19 protein-coding genes are annotated in these 22097 nt (G+C 49.5%); 10 read left to right on the top strand and 9 right to left on the bottom strand.

Annotated elements, in window-relative coordinates; translation table 11 throughout:
- Positions 1-548: 548 nt before the first annotated feature.
- From H6F51_07735 to H6F51_07710, 6 genes are all read left to right on the top strand, one after another.
- Positions 549-2207 carry a sugar transferase gene (locus H6F51_07735; protein ID MBD1822386.1) on the top strand — a complete coding sequence of 553 codons (1659 nt, stop codon included), beginning with the start codon at positions 549-551 and terminating at the stop codon, positions 2205-2207.
- Between the two features lie 75 nt (positions 2208-2282).
- Positions 2283-3482 (top strand): glycosyltransferase family 1 protein, encoded by a 1200-nt coding sequence (locus H6F51_07730; protein MBD1822385.1) that lies wholly within the window; start codon positions 2283-2285, stop codon positions 3480-3482.
- Between the two features lie 88 nt (positions 3483-3570).
- Positions 3571-4923 (top strand): flippase, encoded by a 1353-nt coding sequence (locus tag H6F51_07725; protein ID MBD1822384.1) that lies wholly within the window; start codon positions 3571-3573, stop codon positions 4921-4923.
- 56 nt (positions 4924-4979) lie between these two features.
- On the top strand, positions 4980-6269 hold the full coding sequence (locus H6F51_07720) for a glycosyltransferase family 4 protein (protein MBD1822383.1): 1290 nt from the start codon (positions 4980-4982) through the stop codon (positions 6267-6269).
- Between the two features lie 35 nt (positions 6270-6304).
- Entirely contained in the window at positions 6305-7612 is a 1308-nt protein-coding gene (locus tag H6F51_07715; GenBank protein MBD1822382.1) for an O-antigen ligase family protein, read from the top strand.
- Positions 7613-7661: 49 nt separating this feature from the next.
- Complete coding sequence (locus H6F51_07710; protein MBD1822381.1) at positions 7662-8849, top strand: glycosyltransferase; 1188 nt, start codon at positions 7662-7664, stop codon at positions 8847-8849.
- 3 nt (positions 8850-8852) lie between these two features.
- Here H6F51_07710 and H6F51_07705 read toward each other — a convergent pair whose 3' ends face one another.
- From H6F51_07705 to H6F51_07685, 5 genes are all read right to left on the bottom strand, one after another.
- A complete protein-coding gene (locus H6F51_07705; protein ID MBD1822380.1) occupies positions 8853-9845 on the bottom strand; it encodes an endonuclease/exonuclease/phosphatase family protein in 993 nt (330 codons plus the stop codon).
- The gene (locus tag H6F51_07700; GenBank protein ID MBD1822379.1) at positions 9794-10003 is read right to left on the bottom strand and encodes a hypothetical protein; all 210 of its coding nucleotides are present in this window, start codon (positions 10001-10003) and stop codon (positions 9794-9796) included. The genes H6F51_07705 and H6F51_07700 overlap by 52 nt, the downstream gene beginning before the upstream one ends.
- 107 nt (positions 10004-10110) lie before the next feature.
- The gene (locus H6F51_07695; GenBank protein MBD1822378.1) at positions 10111-10779 is read right to left on the bottom strand and encodes a pentapeptide repeat-containing protein; all 669 of its coding nucleotides are present in this window, start codon (positions 10777-10779) and stop codon (positions 10111-10113) included.
- Positions 10779-12173: a metal-dependent phosphohydrolase gene (locus H6F51_07690; GenBank protein MBD1822377.1), complete on the bottom strand. Its 1395-nt coding sequence runs from the start codon at positions 12171-12173 to the stop codon at positions 10779-10781. Before H6F51_07690 ends, H6F51_07695 begins: the two co-directional genes overlap by 1 nt.
- 30 nt (positions 12174-12203) lie before the next feature.
- Positions 12204-13775: a B12-binding domain-containing radical SAM protein gene (locus H6F51_07685; GenBank protein ID MBD1822376.1), complete on the bottom strand. Its 1572-nt coding sequence runs from the start codon at positions 13773-13775 to the stop codon at positions 12204-12206.
- Positions 13776-14049: 274 nt separating this feature from the next.
- Here H6F51_07685 and H6F51_07680 point away from each other — a divergent pair, with 274 nt between their 5' ends.
- A complete protein-coding gene (locus H6F51_07680; GenBank protein MBD1822375.1) occupies positions 14050-14454 on the top strand; it encodes a DUF1830 domain-containing protein in 405 nt (134 codons plus the stop codon).
- A gap of 152 nt (positions 14455-14606) precedes the next feature.
- Positions 14607-15017: a DUF4079 domain-containing protein gene (locus H6F51_07675; GenBank protein MBD1822374.1), complete on the top strand. Its 411-nt coding sequence runs from the start codon at positions 14607-14609 to the stop codon at positions 15015-15017.
- Here the strand turns inward: H6F51_07675 and nadB are convergent.
- The 4 genes from nadB to H6F51_07655 all read right to left on the bottom strand — a co-directional run bounded on the left by nadB (position 14983) and on the right by H6F51_07655 (position 19112).
- Complete coding sequence (nadB, locus tag H6F51_07670) at positions 14983-16638, bottom strand: L-aspartate oxidase (protein MBD1822373.1); 1656 nt, start codon at positions 16636-16638, stop codon at positions 14983-14985. The two genes, H6F51_07675 and nadB, sit on opposite strands and share 35 nt — an antisense overlap.
- Before the next feature lie 78 nt (positions 16639-16716).
- On the bottom strand, positions 16717-17124 hold the full coding sequence (gene psbU, locus H6F51_07665) for a photosystem II complex extrinsic protein PsbU (GenBank protein ID MBD1822372.1): 408 nt from the start codon (positions 17122-17124) through the stop codon (positions 16717-16719).
- Between the two features lie 99 nt (positions 17125-17223).
- Positions 17224-18219, bottom strand: a complete 996-nt coding sequence (locus H6F51_07660; protein MBD1822371.1) for an adenylate/guanylate cyclase domain-containing protein — start codon at positions 18217-18219, stop codon at positions 17224-17226.
- Positions 18220-18383: 164 nt separating this feature from the next.
- Positions 18384-19112, bottom strand: a complete 729-nt coding sequence (locus H6F51_07655) for a DUF3120 domain-containing protein (GenBank protein ID MBD1822370.1) — start codon at positions 19110-19112, stop codon at positions 18384-18386.
- A 240-nt stretch (positions 19113-19352) separates the two neighbouring features.
- On the opposite strand from H6F51_07655, the gene H6F51_07650 reads away from it, so the two are divergent.
- Both H6F51_07650 and H6F51_07645 read left to right on the top strand, forming a co-directional pair.
- The gene (locus tag H6F51_07650; GenBank protein ID MBD1822369.1) at positions 19353-20210 is read left to right on the top strand and encodes an undecaprenyl-diphosphate phosphatase; all 858 of its coding nucleotides are present in this window, start codon (positions 19353-19355) and stop codon (positions 20208-20210) included.
- Between the two features lie 27 nt (positions 20211-20237).
- Positions 20238-21566: a TIGR03279 family radical SAM protein gene (locus H6F51_07645; protein ID MBD1822368.1), complete on the top strand. Its 1329-nt coding sequence runs from the start codon at positions 20238-20240 to the stop codon at positions 21564-21566.
- Positions 21567-22097 lie beyond the last annotated feature (531 nt).

Raw genomic sequence — 22097 nt, 5'->3', positions numbered from 1 at the left:
CAATTTCACCGTTTCTTTAAAGTTAGTAAAATAGTGCAATCTATAGAAGAACTGGCTCAAAAAATATGGCGTTTCTTATCGCTTGAAGCCGTAACACCCTGAGTTAACGATCGGTCCACCTCTACAGTTTCGACAGTTTAAGCCATTAAAAAGTCGGTAATTGCTCATCTGGAGAGGGTTTGAAGCGCTATGACATTCAGTACGCCAAGTCGGATTGGCTCATCCTGCGCTATAAGGAGCAGTACCCTACCTCCAGCTCTATTCAGGGGCTACCTCCTCAAGGATGTTCAAAACGATTTGAATTTTGAGCGGAATACCGTATCGACTTCCGTAAATTTATCTAATCACTCCCTCATATCACGGATGACTGCGTAAAGTTTAAGTGAAGTCACCCTAGCGTGTGCTTGGCTACTTTGTCTTCGCTGTACTAAGATGCAGTCCAGGCAACGAGAGGCAAAGCTGATGCAAAGTCTTCAGTAATGATACAAGCATCAATCCAGCGTTCAAGCACCTACCTCCTAAACACTGTTACATAGGAATACGGATGTTTGAACAGACTGAATGTTGAGTTGATGTTTGATGCAGGAGACTGCCTGAATTTAGTCTGGCTGGGCTGGCTGCTTCGGAGAAGGCTGTCGATCGTTGTTGAAGGGTTGTTTCGCTGCTTAGCAGCACAGCCCCGGCGTTATAACCCCGTTCTTGCTCCTCATTCCTGCACGATTCAGACACTTATGACCTCTCAAGTTTCTCGTCCACCAGAGTCGCGCCTCCGCACTCTGCGCCCTCTACCTGAGCAACGAGTCAGGGACTTGCGCTCTCCCGCCTCGCTTCAGATTCATCAAAGAAGCGTAATGAATTGGCTTCGCTTTTCGGTCTTGATGGCACTTGACTTTGTGCTCTTGTATGTCGCTTGGCGAATCGCGCAAGTCAGCGGCACAGATCTCAGCGTCTCCTTGCGAGTTGAGGAGCGCATCATCTCGTTTACACCCACCGCCATTTTGACGGTCGGGGTGTTTGCAGTTGTGGGGCTTTATTGCGAAGGCAACGGCTGGCGGGACTTTGGCAAGCTAGGCAGAACGCTACTGCTGGTCGATGGCGCGATCGGAGTAACTACCCTATTCACCGATTCGGTAGATGCCCGTTTACTGCTTCCCTTCGCTTGGTTTGCGCTTTTGGGCACAGTGTTCCTCGTTTTAGGGCGATGCTTAACCAGCGTTTTAATCCAATGCGTGCGCCAAGCCGGAGCGGGGCGGCACACGGTGTTCATCTTCTGTCAGCCAGAGCAAGCAAAGCGGATTGTGCCGCTTTTGGGGCAGAAATCCTACTACACTGTGGCAGGCTGGAATGATTCGCAGCAGTTAAGCGATGAGCAGCGAGAAGCAACCATTCGTAGGTTGGCGCGGATGGGAGTATCTGAAGTCTATTTATGTTCACAGTTGCCTGCGCGAGAGCTGATGCTGCTCTACTGGGATCTACGGAACGCGGGAATAACGCTTCATGTTTGTGTGCTACTGGGTCGGGATGAAAGTTGCTCTGATTCACGGGTTTGGCAATTGCCTGACTTTTATTGCTCGACATTTGCGCCACCTGCGATCGCTGGCGTTGAGTTTCAGGTGAAGCGCTGCTTTGATTTCCTTGCCTCGGTTGTGTTTCTCGCCCTGACTTTCCCCGTTTATCTGGTGATTGCGCTGCTGATCAAGCTGGATTCCCCAGGCCCGATTTTCTTTCGTCAGACTCGCATCGGCTTGCACAACCGTCCCTTCCGCGTCTGGAAGTTCCGCACGATGGTCGTGAATGCACCTGAGCTACAGAAGCAGCTAGAGAGCCAGAACGAAACCCGCGATGGCGTTCTCTTCAAAATCAAAGACGATCCGCGTGTCACCCGCATTGGTAAGTTTTTGCGCCGCTATAGCCTAGACGAACTCCCGCAGATCTTTAACGTGTTGCTTGGCGAGATGAGCTTTGTGGGGCCGCGACCGCTGCCTGTGCGGGATGTAGAAAAGTTTTCAGAACACTGCTTCATTCGCCATGCGGTTTTACCTGGAATTACCGGAATGTGGCAGGTTTCAGGGCGATCAGATGTCGATAATTTTGATGATGTGCTGCAATTAGACATGGTTTACATCAAAGATTGGTCGCTTTGGCTGGATTTAAAAATCATCTTACAAACTATTAGTGTTGTCCTGCAAAAGACGGGTGCCTATTAGCTGAGCGTGAGCAGTCACCAACGGCTGTGGGCAAATCTAGAAATGCTGTCAACTTTAAAGCATAGGATAAATACAGTGAACTTTGTTGTAGAAAACAAACTGTCCCACCCCGCCTCTGAACAACAGTCTCGCGTCTGTTTGTTGTCCGCACGGAATGTGCGCGATCGCGTCACCGATGCCATGATTTATGAGATTGAAGATCTCATTAGCGACTTTGATCAAGCAGACTTACTCACTTATGATCGTGCTCCCGATCGCTCTCGCCGGATGTACACGGCAGCGTACAAAATTACGCGATCGCGACGGTTATCGCAGTGGATCACGCCTGCATTCAACGCAGTTCAGACCCTTGAGCAAGATTACGATTTATTCTTTGTCGTACTTAGAAACATCTTTGAACTGCAAGCGCTAAAGTCTCTAAAAAACTGGCGCAGCAGATGTAAGACTGCGATTTGCTTCATCACCGAATCCTGGCCTAACGATGAATGGCTGCACAAGCGCCGTCATCTATTAGAACCCCTGAAGCAATTTGATGCCATCTTGATGGGATCAACAAACAGCGTTGAGCCGATGAGCTACTATACTCGCCGTCCTTGCACTTGGATGCCCTTCGGACTCGATACCCTAAAATTCTCCCCGTCCCTGGGTCTACCAAAGCGCAGTATTGATCTCGCCTCATTAGGACGGCGATCGGAGATTACTCATGCAGCACTGCTCGAACTCAGCCAAAGCGCAAACTTCTTTTACTACTACGATACTGGCTCAAACCTAAGAACCATGGTGCCGCAGGAGCATCGCAGCATGTACGCCAATCTGCTGAAACGAAGTCGCTATTTCATTACGAACTATGCCTGTGCCGATGAGCCAGATAAATCCTCATCTGCTCAGGAAATTGGCTACCGCTTTTATGAAGGCGCGGCAGCAGGAACAATTATGATCGGCTGTGCGCCCCAGAGCAAGGAATTCCAGCAGCTTTTTGATTGGCCGGATGCAGTGATTCCGATGCCGTTTCATGCGCCAGATATCGCCCAGTTCCTAGCGGAGCTTGAGGCTCAGCCCGATCGCCTCAATCAAATTCACGTCAACAATGCGGCTCACGCCTTGCAGAAGCACGATTGGGTTTATCGCTGGGAGAAGATCCTTGCAACGGTTGGTTTACCGCCAACACCGCAGATGCAGCATCGAAAAACTCAGCTCCACCAACTGAGCCAGGCAATGCTTGAACAAACCAATCGTGCAAGCCAACCCGCGGCTCCGGTAAGAGCGGGGCGTTGATTGAAAGAAATTCTAAAGCAGCTTGGATTGAGCATCTGGGTTGCACACAAAACAGATTGACTGACGACACTGATATGGGGATGCACGAGTGCTGAATCAAAGCTCACTGATCAAAGGCTTGAGAAAAGTTAAAACGATCGCGCTTCGTAATTCAATCGCAAAACGAGCCGCTGGATCGTTCGCTGTAAAAGTCATTTCGCTCGGCATCGCCTTCATCACGAATGTCTGTCTAGCGAGAGCTTTGGGGGCTTCTGGCTATGGAGACTATATTTATGCAATTACCTGGGTCGGCTTTCTCGGAGTGCCCGCCTGTTTAGGCTTACCCGAATATCTTGTGCGTGAGGTTGCGGTTTATCACGCGAACTCAGACTGGGGAGCACTCAAGGGATTGCTGCGGCGAGCGAACGAGATGGTGCTGCTGCTGTCGATTACAATTGGCGCGATCGGTGCTGTCACTGCTTGGTGGCTCAACCGCGCCAGTTTTGAAACGCTGGTGGTGTTCTGGCTTTGTCTGTTTTCTCTGCCCTTGGGAACATTAACAGCACTCCGGCAAGGCAGTATGCGGGGACTCAATCAGGTCGTCAAAAGCGACTTCCCGGAGTTGTTGATCAAGCCGATTCTATTCCTAGTTTTGCTCGGACTGCTGTTTGTCTTTCACCGCCCGTTCATCACGGTGTATTCCGTCATGGGCATCTATGTTCTTACGGTTGGCGTGGCCTATTGGATTGGCTCACAGCAGCTTCATGCCGCATTGCCTGTTGAGACAAAGCAAGCTTCCCCGGTCTATCACACTAACGCTTGGTTTCAGGGCAGCTTGCCGTTTTTAGCGATCGTTGCCATGTTTACGATCAATCAGCAAATCGATGTGCTGATGCTAGGCGCGATGAAAGGAACCAGTGCGGCAGGAATTTACACGGTGGTTGGGCGAGGAGCGCAGTTGATCCAGTTCAGCTTAGCAGCCGTTTCTGCTGCAACCGGGCCTGCGATCGCGCAAGCTTATGCACTGCGAAATCTATCACAAGTGGAGCAGGTGGCACACAGCGGTGCTCGAATGCTGTTTCTTGCCTGCGGTGCAATCTCAACCTCGCTGATTGTACTTGGACATTGGTTCTTACTAATTTTTGGTTCAGAATTTCTTCAAGGGCAAGCCGCGCTGACGATTCTTTGCCTCGGTTACTTAATCAGTTCACCGCTTGAGCTATCTGGATTGCTCCTACTGATGACAGGACGAGAGCGAGAAACCGCGATCGGCACAGGGATAACGGCGGGCTTAAACGTGGTGCTGAACGCGCTATTGATTCCAAGCTTTGGGCTAGAGGGGGCCGCGATCGCCACTGCCACTAGCCTCATCATCCGGGGAGCCATTTTTAGCACTCGCACTTATCAAACGCTGAAAATTATCCCGAATCCGCTCAGATTTTCGTTGGGCAAGCAGCAATAACCGAGATAAGCAGTAGCACGAGCGATTCAGGAAGTCGCCACAATCATGGAGGGAGCGTGAAGATTTTACTGGCAAGTAGTTATGATGTCGAAGGCGGTGCGGCAAGAGCGGCGTATCGACTGCATCAGGGGCTGCACCAGATTGGGGTAGCGTCTCAGATGCTCGTGCAGGCAAAGACGAGCGGGGACAAGTCGATCGTCGCGCCTCGAACGCAGCTTGAACAAGGCATCGCAAAAGCGAGGTTGACCTTTGATGCACTGCCCTTAAAACGCTATCGCCAGCGCCAGCCCACGACCTTTTCGGTGCAGTGGCTACCAGAAACCGTCGCTGCTCGTGTGAATCGGATCAATCCAGATTTGGTGAATTTGCACTGGATTAACGATGCGTTTATTCAGATTGAATCGATCGCCCGATTCAATCGTCCGATCGTCTGGTCGCTGCATGATATGTGGGCGTTCACTGGCGGCTGTCACTATACGGGTGTAAGTGATTCAACAGGGGGCTTGTCCTGCGATCGCTACACGCAATCGTGCGGCAGTTGTCCACAGTTGCAGAGTTCCAAAGCGCGGGACTTATCGCGCTCAATCTGGCAGCGCAAAGCCCGTAGTTGGCAATCGATCGACTTGACAATCGTGGCGCTGAGCCAATGGCTGGCAGACTGTGCGCGATCGAGTTCACTGTTTCGCAACTCGCGGATTGAAGTGATTCCCAACGGTTTAGATATCACCCGGTACCGACCGATCAGCCGCACCCTTGCCCGTGAAGCCTTGGGTCTGCCCCAAGACAAGCATCTAGCGCTGTTTGGGGCGATGGCAGCGACGAGCGATCGGCGTAAAGGCTTTCATCTGTTGCAGCCTGCTCTCCAGAGTTTGGCACAGGCAGGATGGAGTGAATCGCTGGAATTAGTAGTGTTCGGTGCCGATCGTCCGCAGCATCCGCCCGAATTCGGGATGAAAACCCATTACCTCGGTTCCTTTCGCGATGACTTATCGCTGTCTTTGATTTACTCCGCCGCAGATGTGTTTATCCTGCCATCGACGCAGGAGAATCTTGCCAATACGATCATGGAAGCGATGGCTTGTGGAACGCCTTGTGTTGCATTTGAAATTGGCGGAATGCCCGACCTGATTGAGCATCAGAAAACGGGCTATCTGGCGCAGCCTTATTGGATCGACGATTTAGCGCTGGGGATTGCCTGGACACTTGAAAACCGCGATCGTCATCGTCGATTAAGCGATCGTGCTCGCGAAAAAGTCGAGCACGAATTTACCCAAGCGCAGCAAGCCTATCGCTATCAGTCTCTGTTTGAAGATATCCTACAGAGCAACGATCGCAAGCGACACTAAAACCCGTTACTCAGATTAGAACCGGAGGCAGACCCTTGAAACTCAAAGATCTACTACTGCTCATCCAGAAATTAGAACCCTGGCTCGCTGGACTCTTCTTTGCGTACTTCTTAGGCATCGCGCTTCCCCCGCAAGCAGTGAGCATCGCCAACCTAATAAGCTATCCAATTCTGGCATTTCTGATTTTAGTCTCAGGCTGTTGGAAGAAAATCTTGTTCGCGATGACCAGAGACATTCCTCTGCTGCTGCTACACGTCATGGCGCTTGTCTCCGTGTTTTGGTCTATGGCTCCGGAGGTCACGGGCGACGAAACCAAAGCATTCATAAGAGCCGGAGTTTTCGGTGTTTACATTGCTGTGCGCTTTGGTCTGGGCGGTGAAATGCGGCTACTCGCTAAAGTTCTTGGTATCGCTGCTGTCTTGAGCTTGATCGCAGGGGTTGCCTTTCCCACGTATGGCATCCAAACAGATGGTGAATTTATCGGAGCCTGGAAGGGTATTTTTGGGTTCAAGAACCTGTTTGCGGCTCAAATGACATCTGCCATTCTGTTGCTGACGCTGCTGGGGTTGCAGCGCTCCAGATGGCGCTGGCTGATTTGGAGCGTGTGTGCAATTGCAGTGGCGCTGTTGTTATTGAGTCGAGGCAGAACTGCTTTGGCAGCGCTCTTGATCACGATGTATCTCTTTCCGCTTTACAGCATTCTCAAGCAGGATTACAGGCTGCGCGTGGCTTCAACGGCGATCGTTCTCGCCGTAAGTCTAGGTGTCGCCCTATCAATCTTCTTGAATTTGCAGTTCATTGTGGTCGATGTATTGGGTAAGAACCTTGAATTTAACGGGCGGCTTCCCATCTGGAATATGGTGCTAGAGAAGGGATTAGAGCATTTTTGGCTGGGGCATGGATACTCCGGATTTTGGACTTCTGGTGCAGCTTATCCAATTCTGACGCAGACCTGGGCAGTGAATTCTTTTCGGGCTGGCGTTCGCTTTAATGCTCACAATGGTTTTCTTGAACTATTTCTACAGTTAGGTATTGTGGGACTCACGCTTTATCTCATTAGCTTGTGTACGCTGTTTTTCAGAACGTTTTACTTGCTGTTGCGGCTCAAAACTGTAGAACTGTTTTGGGTGTTTCAATCGCTCATTCTTGCAGCTTGCATTAATTCCGCGGATAGCTTCAGCGTGGCGAGCGCCGGGGGAGAATGGAGTATCTTTGTCTCTTTTGCGATCGCGATCGCGCTGCAGTATCGCCGCCTCAAGATCGACGATCGTTTAGGCAGTCCTTCCTCGGACTTTGACCAGAAGGCTGCATTGTCTCCGAACCCTTATCCTCAGCGATCGTAGTTGCCTTGACCGTCTTTTCTGTCCTTTATATTCACCAAGCTAAATCATCATGAACGTTCTGTTTCTCACCACTGTACTTCCTGCTCGTAAGCTGCATGGCAGTGAAATTGCGTCTCAAAACATCGTCGAGGCGCTGCAGCAAGCGGGATGCATGGTCACTGTGCTGGGCTATGGTCGAAAAGAGGATGGTGCATTACATAAGGCAGCGCATGAGGTACTCGTTGCCGATCGTGCTGTTGAGACGAAAAAAGCAAAGTTCAAAGCAATGGGCTGGTTTGCGCTGAGCCTGATCAAGCAGATGCCTTATTCTGCCGCGAAATATCTCACACGCCGCTATATCAAGCAAGTTCAGTCGCTGTTGTCAGCTGAGGTGTATGATGCGATCGTGATTGATCACGCCCAGCTTGGCTGGTTGCTCGATGTAATTGATCATCCCAGAGTGATTTTAGTGGCTCACAATCTAGAACATGATATGTATCGCCAACACTATCAGCGATCGAGCAATAGGCTGGCAAAGTGGGTTTACGGACGTGAAGCTGCAACCGTTGAGGCGCTAGAAGCAAAAACGGCAGCTTCAGTCGCAGAAGTCTGGGCGTTGACGCAGCATGATGCGAACTATTTTGCTCAATTCACAAAGGCAAGAACGCTGAGCTTGCCTTCGGGGTTTGTCAGCAGACAGACTGAAACTGTTGCGAAGATGTTTGACATTGGCATTATTGGTAGCTGGGCATGGAAGCCAAACGAAGAAGGGTTGCGATGGTTTTTAGAGGCGGTGTATCCACTGCTTCCAGAGTCGCTCACTATTCACGTCGCGGGTCGAGGAGCAGATTGGCTGAGCGATCGCTATCCGAATCTGGTCTATCAAGGATTTGTCGAAGATTCGCAGGTGTTTATGATGCAGGCGCGAGTGATGGCGATTCCGACCTTGAGCGGCGGTGGAATTCAAATCAAGACGTTGGACGCGATCGCTTCGGGATCTCATATTGTGGCGACTGCGATCGCGCTGCGAGGCATTGCTAATCCGCCGCAAACTGTGGCGATCGCGGATCTGCCGCGAAGCTTTGCTCAACAGTTGATGGCAGCGATTAACGCTGAACAATCACCAGAAGCCGCTCAAGAAGCTCAGCAGTGGTATTACGATCGACAAACATTGTTCTTAAACGAAGTGAAGCAAGCAATCAGCGAGCTAACTGCATCAGTTGGAACTCATTTCAGCAGACACGCTGATTTGAAATAATCCCTAGCGAATCTTTAGGGTCGCGACGACTGGGAGATGATCCGAGCCGCCGTCGGGAGCAACAGAGGCATTGATCGCTTCAAGCTCCTTACTGTGCCAAATGTAATCAATTCGTTGAACTGGAAAGGGTACACCCCTGATAAAGAGTGTGTGTCCTAATCCCTGACCTCGCTCCTGAAAACTATCTTTGAGGTGCTTGCGTAGCTGTTGGTAAGCCTCAGAAGTGTCGGTTAGATTACAGTCGCACAACATCAGGGTGGGCAGCGAGCGCTGTTGTACCAGTTCTTTGAGATAAGTTGCTTCTGCGGCTCGGCGTGCATAGCGATCGCGAGTTTCAGCAATAAATTGATCGATCGGCAATAGTGGCATATTATTCGGAGCAAGATGCGTGACTAAAACATTGAGGTGCTGATCCCCGATGCGGACTATCGCTTGAATTCCGCGTTCTATCGGCGGTTCAGGTAAGGGTTTAGCGGTTTCAATGGGCAAGCGACTAAACAATGCAACGGTATGAAAGCGATCGACCGGATGAATTGTGTGATGCGGGTAGTCTGGAGCGATCGCTTTGAGCAAGTTGGATAGCTGATTCGGTTGTAGCTCCTGTACCCCAATCAAATCTGGTTTTGTTTGACGAATCATCTGTGCAATCTTGTCGTAGTCTTGATTGCTCCACAGTATGTTAAACGTCATCACTTTAAGCAGTGAACCTGCTGGAGTTGTGGGTACAGCCTTAGAGAAAAAGTGCAGTCGAGGTTGTACCCACATCACAAACAGCAGACAACCCAGAATCATCCCAAAAAATAGTGTTCGCCTTCGATGCCAAAGCGCCAAAGGCAGAAGGATGACTAACGGCAAGAACAGATATGGTGCAGTTGTATTGAGCAGCGCTAACCACCAGAAGCGATCGAAAAACAGCAAACGAAAGCTCAACCACAGCAAAAGACTCACCAAATAGCTCCAGCCTGTAATCGATAAAAGACGGGAAGAGATAGGCATAAACATTTCTGAACTGTTGCCAACTGTTCTAAGCTTCCCGTTCCATCTAAGCGATTCCACCTTAGGGGTGAAATTACGAGATTCGGCGATCGCTCCCGTTCTGTGAAGAAATTCGCGATTTGCTCGACAATCCCAAAGCGATCGACCAAGTTCGGCAAAGCGTGCAGATGTTTACAGAAATCTCTCCGGAGCTAATTATTCAAGATGCGCTATTCCACCTTGGTCTCGTAAGTATGCAGCCTGTAACCAGCTTACCAACCGATAGCTAAGAGATCTTGGAGGCGATCGCGCCTTGATTGCTCGCTTGATCGATCGCTGTTCCGACCGTACAAGCTCCGATCAAGTTCACGCCTTCAAGATTTGCGTCCTGGAGGTCAGCACAAAGTAAATTTGCGCCTGCCAAGTTTGCGCCTGCTAGGTTCGCACCCTGTAAGTCAGCTTCCTCTAAGTTTGCTTCGGTGAGTTGTGCGCCTTGCAGATCGGCTTGGCACAAGTTTGCTCCGTGCAAGTTAACGCCGCTCAGGTTCGCACCCCGCAGGTCAGCCCCACGCAGATCAACGCCTTGTAAACTGACTCCCATTAAATTTGTGCCACTGAGGAATGCACCCGCTAAGTTGGCACGAGTGAGGCGCGATCGCATCAAGTTCGCACCCCGCAAGTTACTCCCGCGCAGATCCGCCTCGGTTAAATCTGCCTGCATCAAGTTCGCACCTGTCAAGGTCGCCCGCAAATCTGTGCCAATCAATTGACACCCGACTAGGTTCGCACCGTCTAGTACGGCACCAGATAACTTTGCGTTTGTGAAATCTACGCCAGAGAGCTTTGCACCTGCAAGATTCGCACCACTTAATTCAGCTTTCGAGAGATCTTCATCCTGGAGATCCGCACCTGCAAGCTGTTTGACTTTCCCCGATCGAATTGCCCCAATGTCCATCACACCTGCTCCGTTACTTTGTCAGACAAATCTAACAGCTCGTCATCCGAGTGTGAATCCAGAAGCCACATTCCAGCCGCGATTTTGGGAGTTTGAATCGGTAAGCTCAATCCTTGCTGCATGGCACTGACTAAAAGACCCAAAGCTTCAACCAGCTTGCTATCCCAGCGATCGCCTGCTTCTGCCTGACATTGAGCAAGGGCATGGTTCAAAGCCGTCTCAGGATTCGTTGATTGCTCCTGGGTGACTCGCTGCTGAAACTCTGCCAGTAACCCGAGAATTCTTGATTCTAGGGGAATCTCATCGCCTGCAAGTCCGGCGGGTTGTCCTTGCCCGTTCCATTGCTCAGATTGGTGCGTGACGATCGTGGCGATCGCGTTCATTCGTCCCATATTCCGCAAAATTTGAGCACCGGGAACGATCGGGCAGCAAGGCGCTTCTTCGGTTTGCTGCTCAGAAATTCGTCCAAAACTTCCTGGGCTCAAAACACTATCCGCTCGCCGCAGGAATGCTAATCGGTGCAGCAAGGCTGAGAGTTTTAATCGATTCAACTGCCACGCGGGAAGATCGAGCAGTTGCGCCATTGCCTCAGACAAGGTTGCCACTTCAGCCGCCGCATTTGGATTGCTGATATCGGTTTGATCGATCAGTTGAGCCAGTCGGAGAAAGGCTTGAAGCTCATTGGAAGTCAGATTGTTATCCAATGCTTCGTGCTTTGAGCGCGCTCGCAAATCTTCCTGTCCCACCTGAAGATAGTTCACGACCATCGAAACGGCTTGATAAATCTCGTCTTGTTCGCTAGTTTGAACAGAAATTTCAGCCACTCGCGATCGCAGTTGATTTGCCAAGCTGGGATTGTACCGCTCGATATGAGCGATCGCAATATTAACCGTCTCCTCGACTAACCCCGCCTCGAATGTCCAGAATCCGTAAAATTTCCGCTCTAGATCTTCAGTTGGAACGCCTTGCACCCCGTAATCTTCCGGTGTCAGCTCCTGACACAGCACCATCGCAGTATACGAAGGAGCCAGAATCATCAAGTGCCATTCTTGCGCCACCGGGTCGGATTTTTCCAGTTCAACCAGTGCCACATTCGATCGCTGGCTAGTGGGGTGTTCCGCAAAGCCTGTATCTCCAGAAGCCATAATCACAATCTGTTGAGCATGATCGGCGATTTCACCGTAGCGATCGGCTTCTGCGAGGTACCATTTTCCCCGTTGGAAGGCAGTAACCACTAGCGGCGCACTAGAGCAACTGAGAATGCAGTCTTCCAGCGCGTGACAGAGCGAAACGAGCGTGTTTTTGTAGTACACACCAAAATTAAGGGGGCGCTTGCCGAGCGCTCCCGGTTGGTGAGCCACTCGGAGATCATTGAGAATCGAACCTTCCAGCATATCAGTGGGAGAAGTAAGAAAGCGGGGGAATTACGAGGCGGTAACGAGTTGAGAGTTGGGCTTGTCGATCGGCGCGGTTAACGCTTCTTCAAGGTCGGCGCATCCGAGTCTTTCTTCTAGAATATCCATAACTTCGCGCCCAAAATCATTGGGATTGCGTTTCCATGCTTGCAAACACACTTCCCCAAAGAATGAGCCGAGCGGTTCTGGATTCCAAAGCAGTTTTCGGACTGTCCAGGGTTTGACGTTCATTGGGTCGTATCCTGGCTCAAGAATGCCGCTTTTGAAGGCGTACTCTTCTAGATGGGTGTGCGGTTGCAGACCGATAAAGAAGATTGCAGGCTCAACTTTATCTGCTCCAAAAATGCGTTCGAGTTCACGGTGATAGGCGATCGTTTGTCGAATCGTTTCCGGTCGCTCATCGATTACGTTAAACGAATAGTTCACCGAAACGAGATCGTTAAATCCGGCGGCTTTGAGATCGCGACAATTCTCTAGAACGGTTCTGAGGTTGTAGCCCATTCTCATTTTACGAACGAGTTCTTGAGATCCGCTCGTGATGCCGATTTCAAAGTAATTCATTCCGGTTTTGACCATCAAATCCGCAAGCTGCGGCGTGAGATTGTCCGCCCTAATGTAGGCTGCCCAGTGAATATCCGTCATGCCTGCATCGACAATTTTTTGCAGCAGTTCGATCGCATCATCCATGTATTTCCGAGCTGGAATAAACTGAGCATCGGTAAACCAGAAATTACGAATGCCTTTGTCGTAAAGTTGCTTCATTTCTTTAACAACTTCATCGGCGGGATTGATCCGCACTTGCTTCCCTTCAATTACCGTGTAAACGCAGTAGCAGCAGTTATGCGGACAGCCGCGCTTCGTTTGCACTCCGATGTAGAAATCCTGAGACTGAAAGTAATATTCAAACTCTTTCCAAATCTGAGAGATGTAACCGTAGTTGCAGGCAGTTTTTTCGATCGGAGTTGGAAACTCATGAATCATGCGATCGCGGGGCTTCGTTTCACCCACGATATAGCAGCGTTCATCGAGAAAATCCTGACCCCGCAGCAATTTCTCTAGCAGTGTTTCATCTTCACCGACTGAGACGATCGTGCCCTTTGGCAAGCTTTTCGCCACTTGCTCATAAAACACGCTCACCGCACCGCCACCTACAACCACTTTCGCATCGGGATTGTATCGTTTAGCGCGTTTTACCCCCCGTCGAATCAGATTAGAATTGCGCCACAGTTCACCGTAATAGCCCGACGCAATTCGGAGTAAGCCCAGAGCGCCTCGCGCTTTCAGAAGTGGATTCAGGGCGTAATAGTATTCAAAGGTGTACTGAAGCGGGTTGCCGCCCCGCCCACCCACCGGAGCGTAAATCTGAATATCGCGCCAAGAGTACACCAGCAAAGTAGGCTGAAACTCATCAATGCAAGCATCCAGCGCTGAGACATAATCCAGGGGCGGAACCGTGCCTAAATCAAAAATCTTTTGCGTAATGTTTGGAAACTGTTTATGAACGTGATCGGCAAGATAAACTACACCGATCGGAAAAATGGGATTACAAGGCAGTCGAACGTAGAGAATTCGAGTTTCCATAGCATTTTACTCACAGTCGCCCGAGGCAAGATCCCGCATCGAGATCCTGAATTTATTTCACATAACTTTACGATATCACTGACTTCAGTTCTCTGCATGGCTAAGCGCCAGTTTTATCTCCAGGAGCGCAGTCGTCAATCATGATTAATTCTTCTCACTAAATATTGAATGCAAGTTTGTTGTATTCAGTATTCAGAGATTAAGCAGACTTAATTGTTTGTTAATCGCTTGATATGGCTCAATTTCAACGCACAAATCGTCTTAAAAAGCAACATTGGTAATCGCGTTTACAGTCGTCAGGGATCACCCAGTGTTAGTGTTCAGAAACAGCCTGTTATTTAACGTAGGGTCTTTAACTGCCATGCCTCAAACTCTTGATCCTCTACCATTGGGTGGATCTGATCCCATTCTTTGTTGTTATGTGAATGCAACAAGTCAAATTCAAATTGCTCGGATTACAAATGTGCCAAATTGGTATTTTGAGCGTGTAGTTTTTCCGGGGCAACGGTTGCTTTTTGAAGCGATGGCTAACGCTCAACTTGAGATTCACACAGGAATGATGGCAAGCGCGATCTTGTCGGACACTATTCCCTGTTCAAGCTTGATGGTGAGCGAGGAGGGCGAGGACGAACCGTTTTCCAAACCTCTAGGATTAGCAATGGCTTCGACAGACTCATAAAGCTTTGTATACTTACATTTCTTTAAGATTAGTCATTGCTTAAGAGTACCGCTTACGGGTTAAAAGACTGATTTCAAATCAATAGCCACGATCGCCATGACCGATCGTGGCTGTTTTTTTGCACAATGAAGAAGACAAGTTCGGTGAAGGCTTTGGATTTACCTTCTTTTATTTGGCTGTGGCGGATTGCAGCTTGGGCAATGGGTCTAACGATCGCCGCGTATCTGGTTCAAGTTGCGACTGGATCAGAATTGCTGTTTGGAGCGAAACGACTGCGATCGATCCATATCGGTGTGGGAATTGCGATCGCGGTTCTCGTTCTAGTTTTGCTTGGCATTGGGATCGTTGGAACGCTAGGTCACTACGGCAGTTTAGGGCATTCTAACCATCTTTGGTCAGGGCTGGCAGTGGTAGAACTCATATTTCTCTCGGCTTGGAGCGCGGTGCAAATTCCGAGCCAGCCTTGGGCGCGATCAGTGCATGTAGGCGTAAACTTCTTGCTGTGTTTGAGCCTCGTCTGGGTATCGATCACGGGTTGGCAGGTGGTGCAGAAATATCTCTAACGGGCGCAGTTGTCCAGTGATTTTGCTTGACGATCGTATGGACTCGCCAAGTTTCAGACGTTTGAGGAAAGTCCGATCGGTAATGTCCGCCGCGACTTTCCGTTCTGAGCGCTGCACTTTTTAGGATCAACACCGCAATATCGAATAAGTTGTACAGTTCACCCCAAGATCGAAGATCTTGAGCAGAAAGATTCAGCTTAAGAGCGCGATCGAGCTTGAAATTGCATAAAAGCTGGCTCAGCGGCAGTTGCAGAAATTCCTGCTGCCAAGATTGAACTTGAGCGATCGCAGCATCTAGCGTTTTCTGCTCTCGCGAAATTCCTGCACTCTGCCAAACCAACCGACGTAAAGCAGCACGGAATTGCTCAATTGGCTCCGGGTCGAACTCAACTGATAAGGTTTCAACCGCTTTTAGAGGGGCTGCGGAAATCGGGTCTAGCGATAGCGATCGGAACTGCGCTCCAAACACCAAACATTCCAACAGCGAATTGCTTGCCAAGCGATTGGCTCCATGAACTCCGGTACTTGCAGTTTCACCTACGGCATAGAGATGCGCGATCGAAGTCTGGTTCTCTAAATCCGTCCCAATTCCCCCCATCCAGTAATGTGCTGCGGGTGCAACAGGAATCGGCTCTTTGAACACATCGACTCCCCACTTTTGGCAAACCTGAATAATGTTTGGGAATCGATGCTGAATCGTTTCGGTGGGAATCGGGCGCAAATCCAGCCAAACGGTAGCAGTCGCAGGATCGGCTTCAGTTTTTTGAATGTGATTGAAAATAGCGCGGCTCACCACATCACGGGGAGCCAATTCACCCGAAGGATGATAATCAAACGCAAACCGATACCCGGAGCGATCGATCAAATGCGCCCCTTCTCCCCGCACTGCTTCACTAATCAAAAATCTTGGCGCACCTGGTTTGGTCAACGCCGTCGGATGAAACTGCATAAATTCTAAATCGCGCAGAATCGCTCCGGCTCGATGCGCGATCGCCACTCCATCCCCGGTACTCACCGCCGGATTGGTCGTCTGAGCAAAAACCTGTCCCCCTCCCCCAGTTGCCAAAATCACTGCCTGAGCACGAACCCAATGCACCTCAGATTTGTAAATCAAACAAACGCCTTGACACTGATTTTCCGAATCCAACCACAAATCCAGCACAAAGGTTTGGTCTAAAACCTGAATATTCTGTCGTTCTAGCACCCGTTCGGCTAAAACACTCACTACGGCTCGCCCAGTCGTATCTGCCGCATGAAGCACTCGCCGCCGGGAATGAGCTGCTTCTAAGGTCAGCGCTAGTTGATGATTGTGACGATCGAACGCCACCCCCAAATCAACCAGATGATGAATACATTCCGCCGCATTTTCAACTAAAAACTTAACCGCATCCTCGTCACATAAGCCCGCTCCCGCAACTAATGTATCGGTAATATGGAGCGAAGCCGAGTCTTGTGGGTCGATCACCGCCGCAATCCCACCCTGCGCCCAATCACTGGCAGAGCGAGCCACACTATCTTTCGTAATCAAACCGACTCGGTAATGCTGGGGCAGCGAGAGCGCTGTGTATAACCCTGCCGCGCCTGCCCCGACCACCAACACATCATACGCAGATTGCAACATCGCTTTCCCTGAAATAAAAAATCGCTCTATGCAGATTAAACCCTGCATAGAGCGTCAGCCTACAAAGTGAAAACTATATTAGCGGTAAATGCCGTTGTTATAGCGATCGCCCCCTTCCACTAGCTCTTTAGACACTTCAGTCGCCACGAAGTTATCTAAATTCGCTTCTAGAAGTTCCTTTTGCTTGTCGCTCAAGCCTGGAATGTTGAGTACATCCTCTACCGATTCATAAGGCGCATTTTTCACAATCAAGCCTGCCAAAGTCGGATACAATCCCGGCAGTTGGCGGAAAGCACGAACATTCGTGTTGTTCAAATCGAGCTTCTTACCGAACTCGGTCGCCATTTTATCTTCCACGACGTTGCGGTAGTCTGCCGCTAACACCGTCACTCTATTCAAGTTTGCTGCGACTGCGGTTTGGGATAACCAACCCAGACAGCCCACCACCAAACTAAAAACCGCCAAAAAGCGAATCAAACGTTTCATTGTTAGTCCCTCCCAACTGGATCGAGCAAACGCAATACACAGCTTTTATTAGAGCCTATCATCTTGCGGATACGATCGGAGAATCTTGCTGCATCGAAATCAACGGACAGTCCCTAGCGTTGCTCGGAGGAAGCGATCGAGATCGGCAAACGAGCAAGCATGAGTCGGAGTCGGCGTGTCATATCCTTTGAGGTCAACGCAGTAGCGCTCCAAAAACTGCACATTGCCGATTTGTTCCGCGAGATGTTGATAAGTTCGCTCACCTAAAGCAATATCTAGTCCAAGCTGCTTGGTCGCGGATTCCAGCCGAAATGCAGCGTTTACCGTGTCGCCTAATGCTGTATAGTCTGGTCGATCGCCGCTTCCAGTGTTGCCCACCATCGCAAATCCCGTATTCACCCCTGCCCCAATCTTTAACGGAAAGGGTAGCGGGTATTGATGATACAGATTACTGGTCATCTGGTGTAGTGCAGCGATCGCCTGACAAATCCGCAGTGCTTCATCTCGATCGACTCCCTGCGCTCCGTGCGTCCAGACTGCCATCACCGCATCGCCAATATACTTGTCAACCCAGCTTCCATACTCCCGAATAATATTGCCTGCTTGCCGAAACCAAGTCCCGATCACTTCAGACAGCACCTTCTCGTCGAGTTGGCGCGTCAGAACCGTAAAGTCTCGAATATCAATCACCAAAACTGAGATTAAACGGCGGACATGAAGGGTTGCGGTCGCTGTGAAGTCTCTAGAGTCAGAATCGTCAGCGTTGGCGGTTGGGCGATTTTGGGGGCAAACAAAATCCAGTTCAGTTTGCCCAAAGGTTAAACGATCGCCATTCCGCAAAGTGACCGGGATACTCACTCGTCGCCCATTGACAAAAGTTCCATTCCGACTGCCCAAATCGATCAGGTAAAATTCCCCGGTTTCCATCGATTGCAGCATTGCGTGATTTCGAGAAATCCAGCGATCGGGAATCACAAAGGTATTGTCTTCGCTCCGTCCGATCGTCCAGCAATTGTTTCCCACCAACGGAAGCTGGCGGCTATTCAGATCGCTGCTGTGCAGCACAAGGTGGGGAATGGGTTGGAGAATGACCACAGGCTCAACAAGGAAAGAGTGCATCCTCCCTTATGATGCAACGCTCAACGCGGAAATGTTTCAGTAGTAGCGCTTGGAATATGAAAGTAAGGTAAATTATTTTTGCCCGTAATTTCCGCAATTCTGGCGTAGCTACTTAGAAGAAATTCATGAACTCTAAGTAGCTATGCCAGGGTCGCTGCAACCCAAAATAAGCTGTCAACCAAGATTGTACTCAGCACCGCGCCACCAAACGCAATCCAAGGTGCTGTTTTCATTCGTAGCGAAGCCATACCAACAATGAGTAATGAAGCTGCTAGTACAATCACCCAGAAGATACCCGACGGTGTGTACATCTGAATCAGAGCTTGCTGAAAGACAGGCTGAACGGCATCGGGTTCAACCTGCATGAGTTTGCGCCAGTAGGGAATTAGATCCGTAAGATAAAAGTAAAGATCGGTGAGTGCAGTCCCAAACAGCGAGCCTAAGTAGAAGAAGTTTCCCAGCTTGCACCAATTTTGTCTGAGACCCCAAATCGCGATCGGTAATCCAATCGCTTCGATCGGAAGGTGCAGCGTCGGTTCCCAGCGCATCCAGCCCCAGTAGAGCGATCCAGCCAACCAAGTCCAGGTAAATCCTGTGAGGAGTTCGCCCCAGTGCTTTGTGTGAGGTTTTGCGGAAAGTGCGATCGAGAGCCAAACCCAGACTGAAGTTAGCATCAGGCAGAGGAGAGGGAGCGATCGTACAAGGGGAGCTTCAAAAAAAACGGGAACCGAAACTAAAAAGACCGATGCACCGAAAATGAGAAGCCCACGGGGGGGAGCAGAGCACTCAACGAAAGAAGATTCAGAAACCGCAATCACTTCAGCCTCTGGAGAGTAGGTGGTTTTGGAATGGGGCGGATAGGTAAGCAAGGATTCTTAAACCTGTTAATTTTGTTAACTTAACTTAACACTACCATAGGAAATCTTCAGGCTGTCAATCGAAAAGGCTGAATCATTCCTTTCGGCGGATACCCCCTGGGGGGATACCTCTAATCGTAGTGGAATTTTACGGAAATCGCTGAAGAATTTCGGAATTGATCATCAGCATTTTTTAGAAAGGCTGTAAACTCACAGCGAGAGTGTTGTCCCTCAGTAGGTTTAAGGAAGCGCATGATGCCAGTTTTTCTCGTCGCAAATCAGGTCGATGGTCTTTTTGCTTTGTTTCAAGGCATTGTGCTGGGCTTGGTTCAAGGCATTACAGAGTTTTTGCCAATTAGTAGTACCGCTCATTTGATTATTTTTACAGACATCTTCGGCTGGCAGAATCAATGGAATAAAGCCGCGATCGATGCGATTCAATTCGGCAGCGTGATTGCCGTAGTGATTTACTTCTGGAAAGATATCCGGGCAATTCTGTCAGGCGCATTGACGGCATTTAAGCGCAAAGACTGGAATCGCGAGGAATGGAAAATTTTGGTCGGTATTGCGATCGGCACAATTCCAGCACTGGGAGTGGGCTTTGTGCTGAAGAAATTAAATATGCTGCCAGAAAGCGTGATGATTATCGCCACGATGTCGATCGTCATGTCGCTTTTACTTGGATTGGCAGAGAAAATTGGAACTCGGAAACGCGGCTTTGATGAACTGGAGATTAAAGATGGAATTCTCGTAGGTTTAGGACAAATGATTGCTTTGCTGCCCGGAGCTTCGCGATCGGGTTCGACTTTAACCGCAGCGTTATTTCTTGGATTGCGTCGAGAGACCGCCGCACGATTTTCATTTTTACTAGGCATTCCAACGCTAGCAATTGCAACTCTCGTTCAAGCGCAAGACGTGCTACAAGAAGCCGATAAAGGTTTACCGCTGCTTGTGGGCGTTGTATCGGCGTTTATCTTTTCGTATTTATCGATCGCTTGGTTGTTGAAATTCCTTCAGCGTCAGAGTACCTGGGTCTTTGTTTGGTATCGTTTGGCGTTGGGTATTACGTTGTTGCTTGCGATCGCCACAAAGGTTTTGAAGGAAGTTTAGACTAGAAAAGCCGTGTAATTTCGAGTCATGAGCGAGCTTTCTATCCGTCCAGCTTTAATCACCCGTGTATTATCAGGGTCGATCGCAGAAGAAATTGGGTTTGAAGCGGGCGATCGAGTTGTGTCGATCAACGGTGAAAAGCCCCGCGATTTGATTGATTATCAGTTTCTATGTGCAGACGAATTCATAGAACTCGAAGTGCTGGATCAGAAAGGCAAAACCCATCACATCGAGATCGAGAAAGATTACGATGAGGATCTGGGCTTAGAGTTCGACACAGCCTTGTTTGATGGCTTGATGCAGTGTACAAATCGCTGTCCATTCTGCTTTATTGACCAACAGCCCCCCGGAAAGCGGGAAAGTCTTTACTTCAAAGATGATGACTATCGACTGAGCTTTCTCTACGGAAGCTATCTCACCCTAACCAACCTGACTCAGCGCGAATGGAGTCGAATTGAGCGCATGAGGCTTTCGCCGCTCTATGTTTCGGTTCATGCGACGGAGCCAGAGGTGAGAATTCGCTTGCTCAAGAACCTCCGCGCAGGGCAAATCTTGGAGCAATTGCACTGGTTCCAAGAGCGGCTTTTACAGGTTCATGCTCAAGTTGTATTGTGTCCTGGAATTAATGACGGCGAACATCTCACCCGGACGATCGAAGATCTCGCCCAGTTTCATAAAGAAGAAATTCCGGCGGTGGCATCGATCGCGGTTGTCCCGGTCGGTTTAACTCGATTTCGCCCAACTGAAGATGAATTAATTCCCGTTTCACCAGAGAAGGCGCGAGAGGTGATCGCCCAAGTTCAAGCACTGCAAGCCCGATTTCGGAAAGAATACGGAGCGACGATCGTTTGGTTAGCCGACGAGTGGTTTTTGATCGCGGGAATGGACTTACCGCCTGAAGCAGACTACGGAGACTATCCGCAGATTGGAAACGGAGTCGGTTCCATTCGTCTGTTTTTAAAAGAATTTGAGACGGCAGCAAAACGATTGCCAAAGAAAGTTACACGTAGTCGAAGTTATATTTGGGTTCTGGGAAATGCAGTTGAGAAAGCCTTTATGCCACTGCTCGATCGCTTCAATCAAGTCGAAGGCTTAACCGTTCGCATGGTTGCCCTCAACAGCGATTACTGGGGGCAAAGCATTACTGTAACCGGATTGCTCACGGGTCGAGACATCTTGATTGCGCTTCAGGGGCAGAATTTAGGCGATGGCATTCTGTTGCCGTCTGTGATGCTCAAGCAGGGTGAGGCTGTATTTCTCGACGATATGAGCGTCGAAGAACTTGAGCAAAAGTTAAGCACGAAGATCTTGATCGTTGAAGGAATCGAAGGTTTGATCAGAAAATTTAATGAATAACGTAAACATCTTTGAAGAAGTGTGGCGCAAACCCTAACTTTGCTGGAATAATCAATCTGTCGGATGATTCAGCTTCGTTCGACTACCACCGACGGTAATTTGTCGATCGTCTAGGAGAGAACACTTTGGATTCGCGCACATCAGAGTTATTAAAAACCTCGTTGACACAATCAGCTTCCCAAGAAGAATTCAGCGAGTATGTTGCTCATCTCCAATTGCATATGGCGCTTCAAGCCCGGAATCTAGTTCCTAGCTTAACGAATACGCCAGATAGTCGAGAACAGCTCCTTCATCAAACACAAGCAAATTTTGAGAAGTTCGCTTCTCGGATGTTTTTATAGATTTTTAGGTTTCCGTTGATAAACGCTTCACATGGATCAGGGTATTACGCCCTGATTTTTTTTGCTTCGGTTTGGGTGGATTGTACCCCCAAATCCCCCACGAGTGGGGAACTTTAAGGAGATTAATTAAGACTTTCATTGGCTCGATTCTGCTTGAGAAAGCATTTCTCAACTTTGCGATTAGAGCGTT

This window comes from Cyanobacteria bacterium FACHB-DQ100 (assembly GCA_014695195.1).
Lineage (GTDB): Bacteria > Cyanobacteriota > Cyanobacteriia > Leptolyngbyales > Leptolyngbyaceae > Leptolyngbya.
Note: the sequence above shows the minus strand (reverse complement) of the source record. Positions and strands in the feature narration are given on the sequence as shown.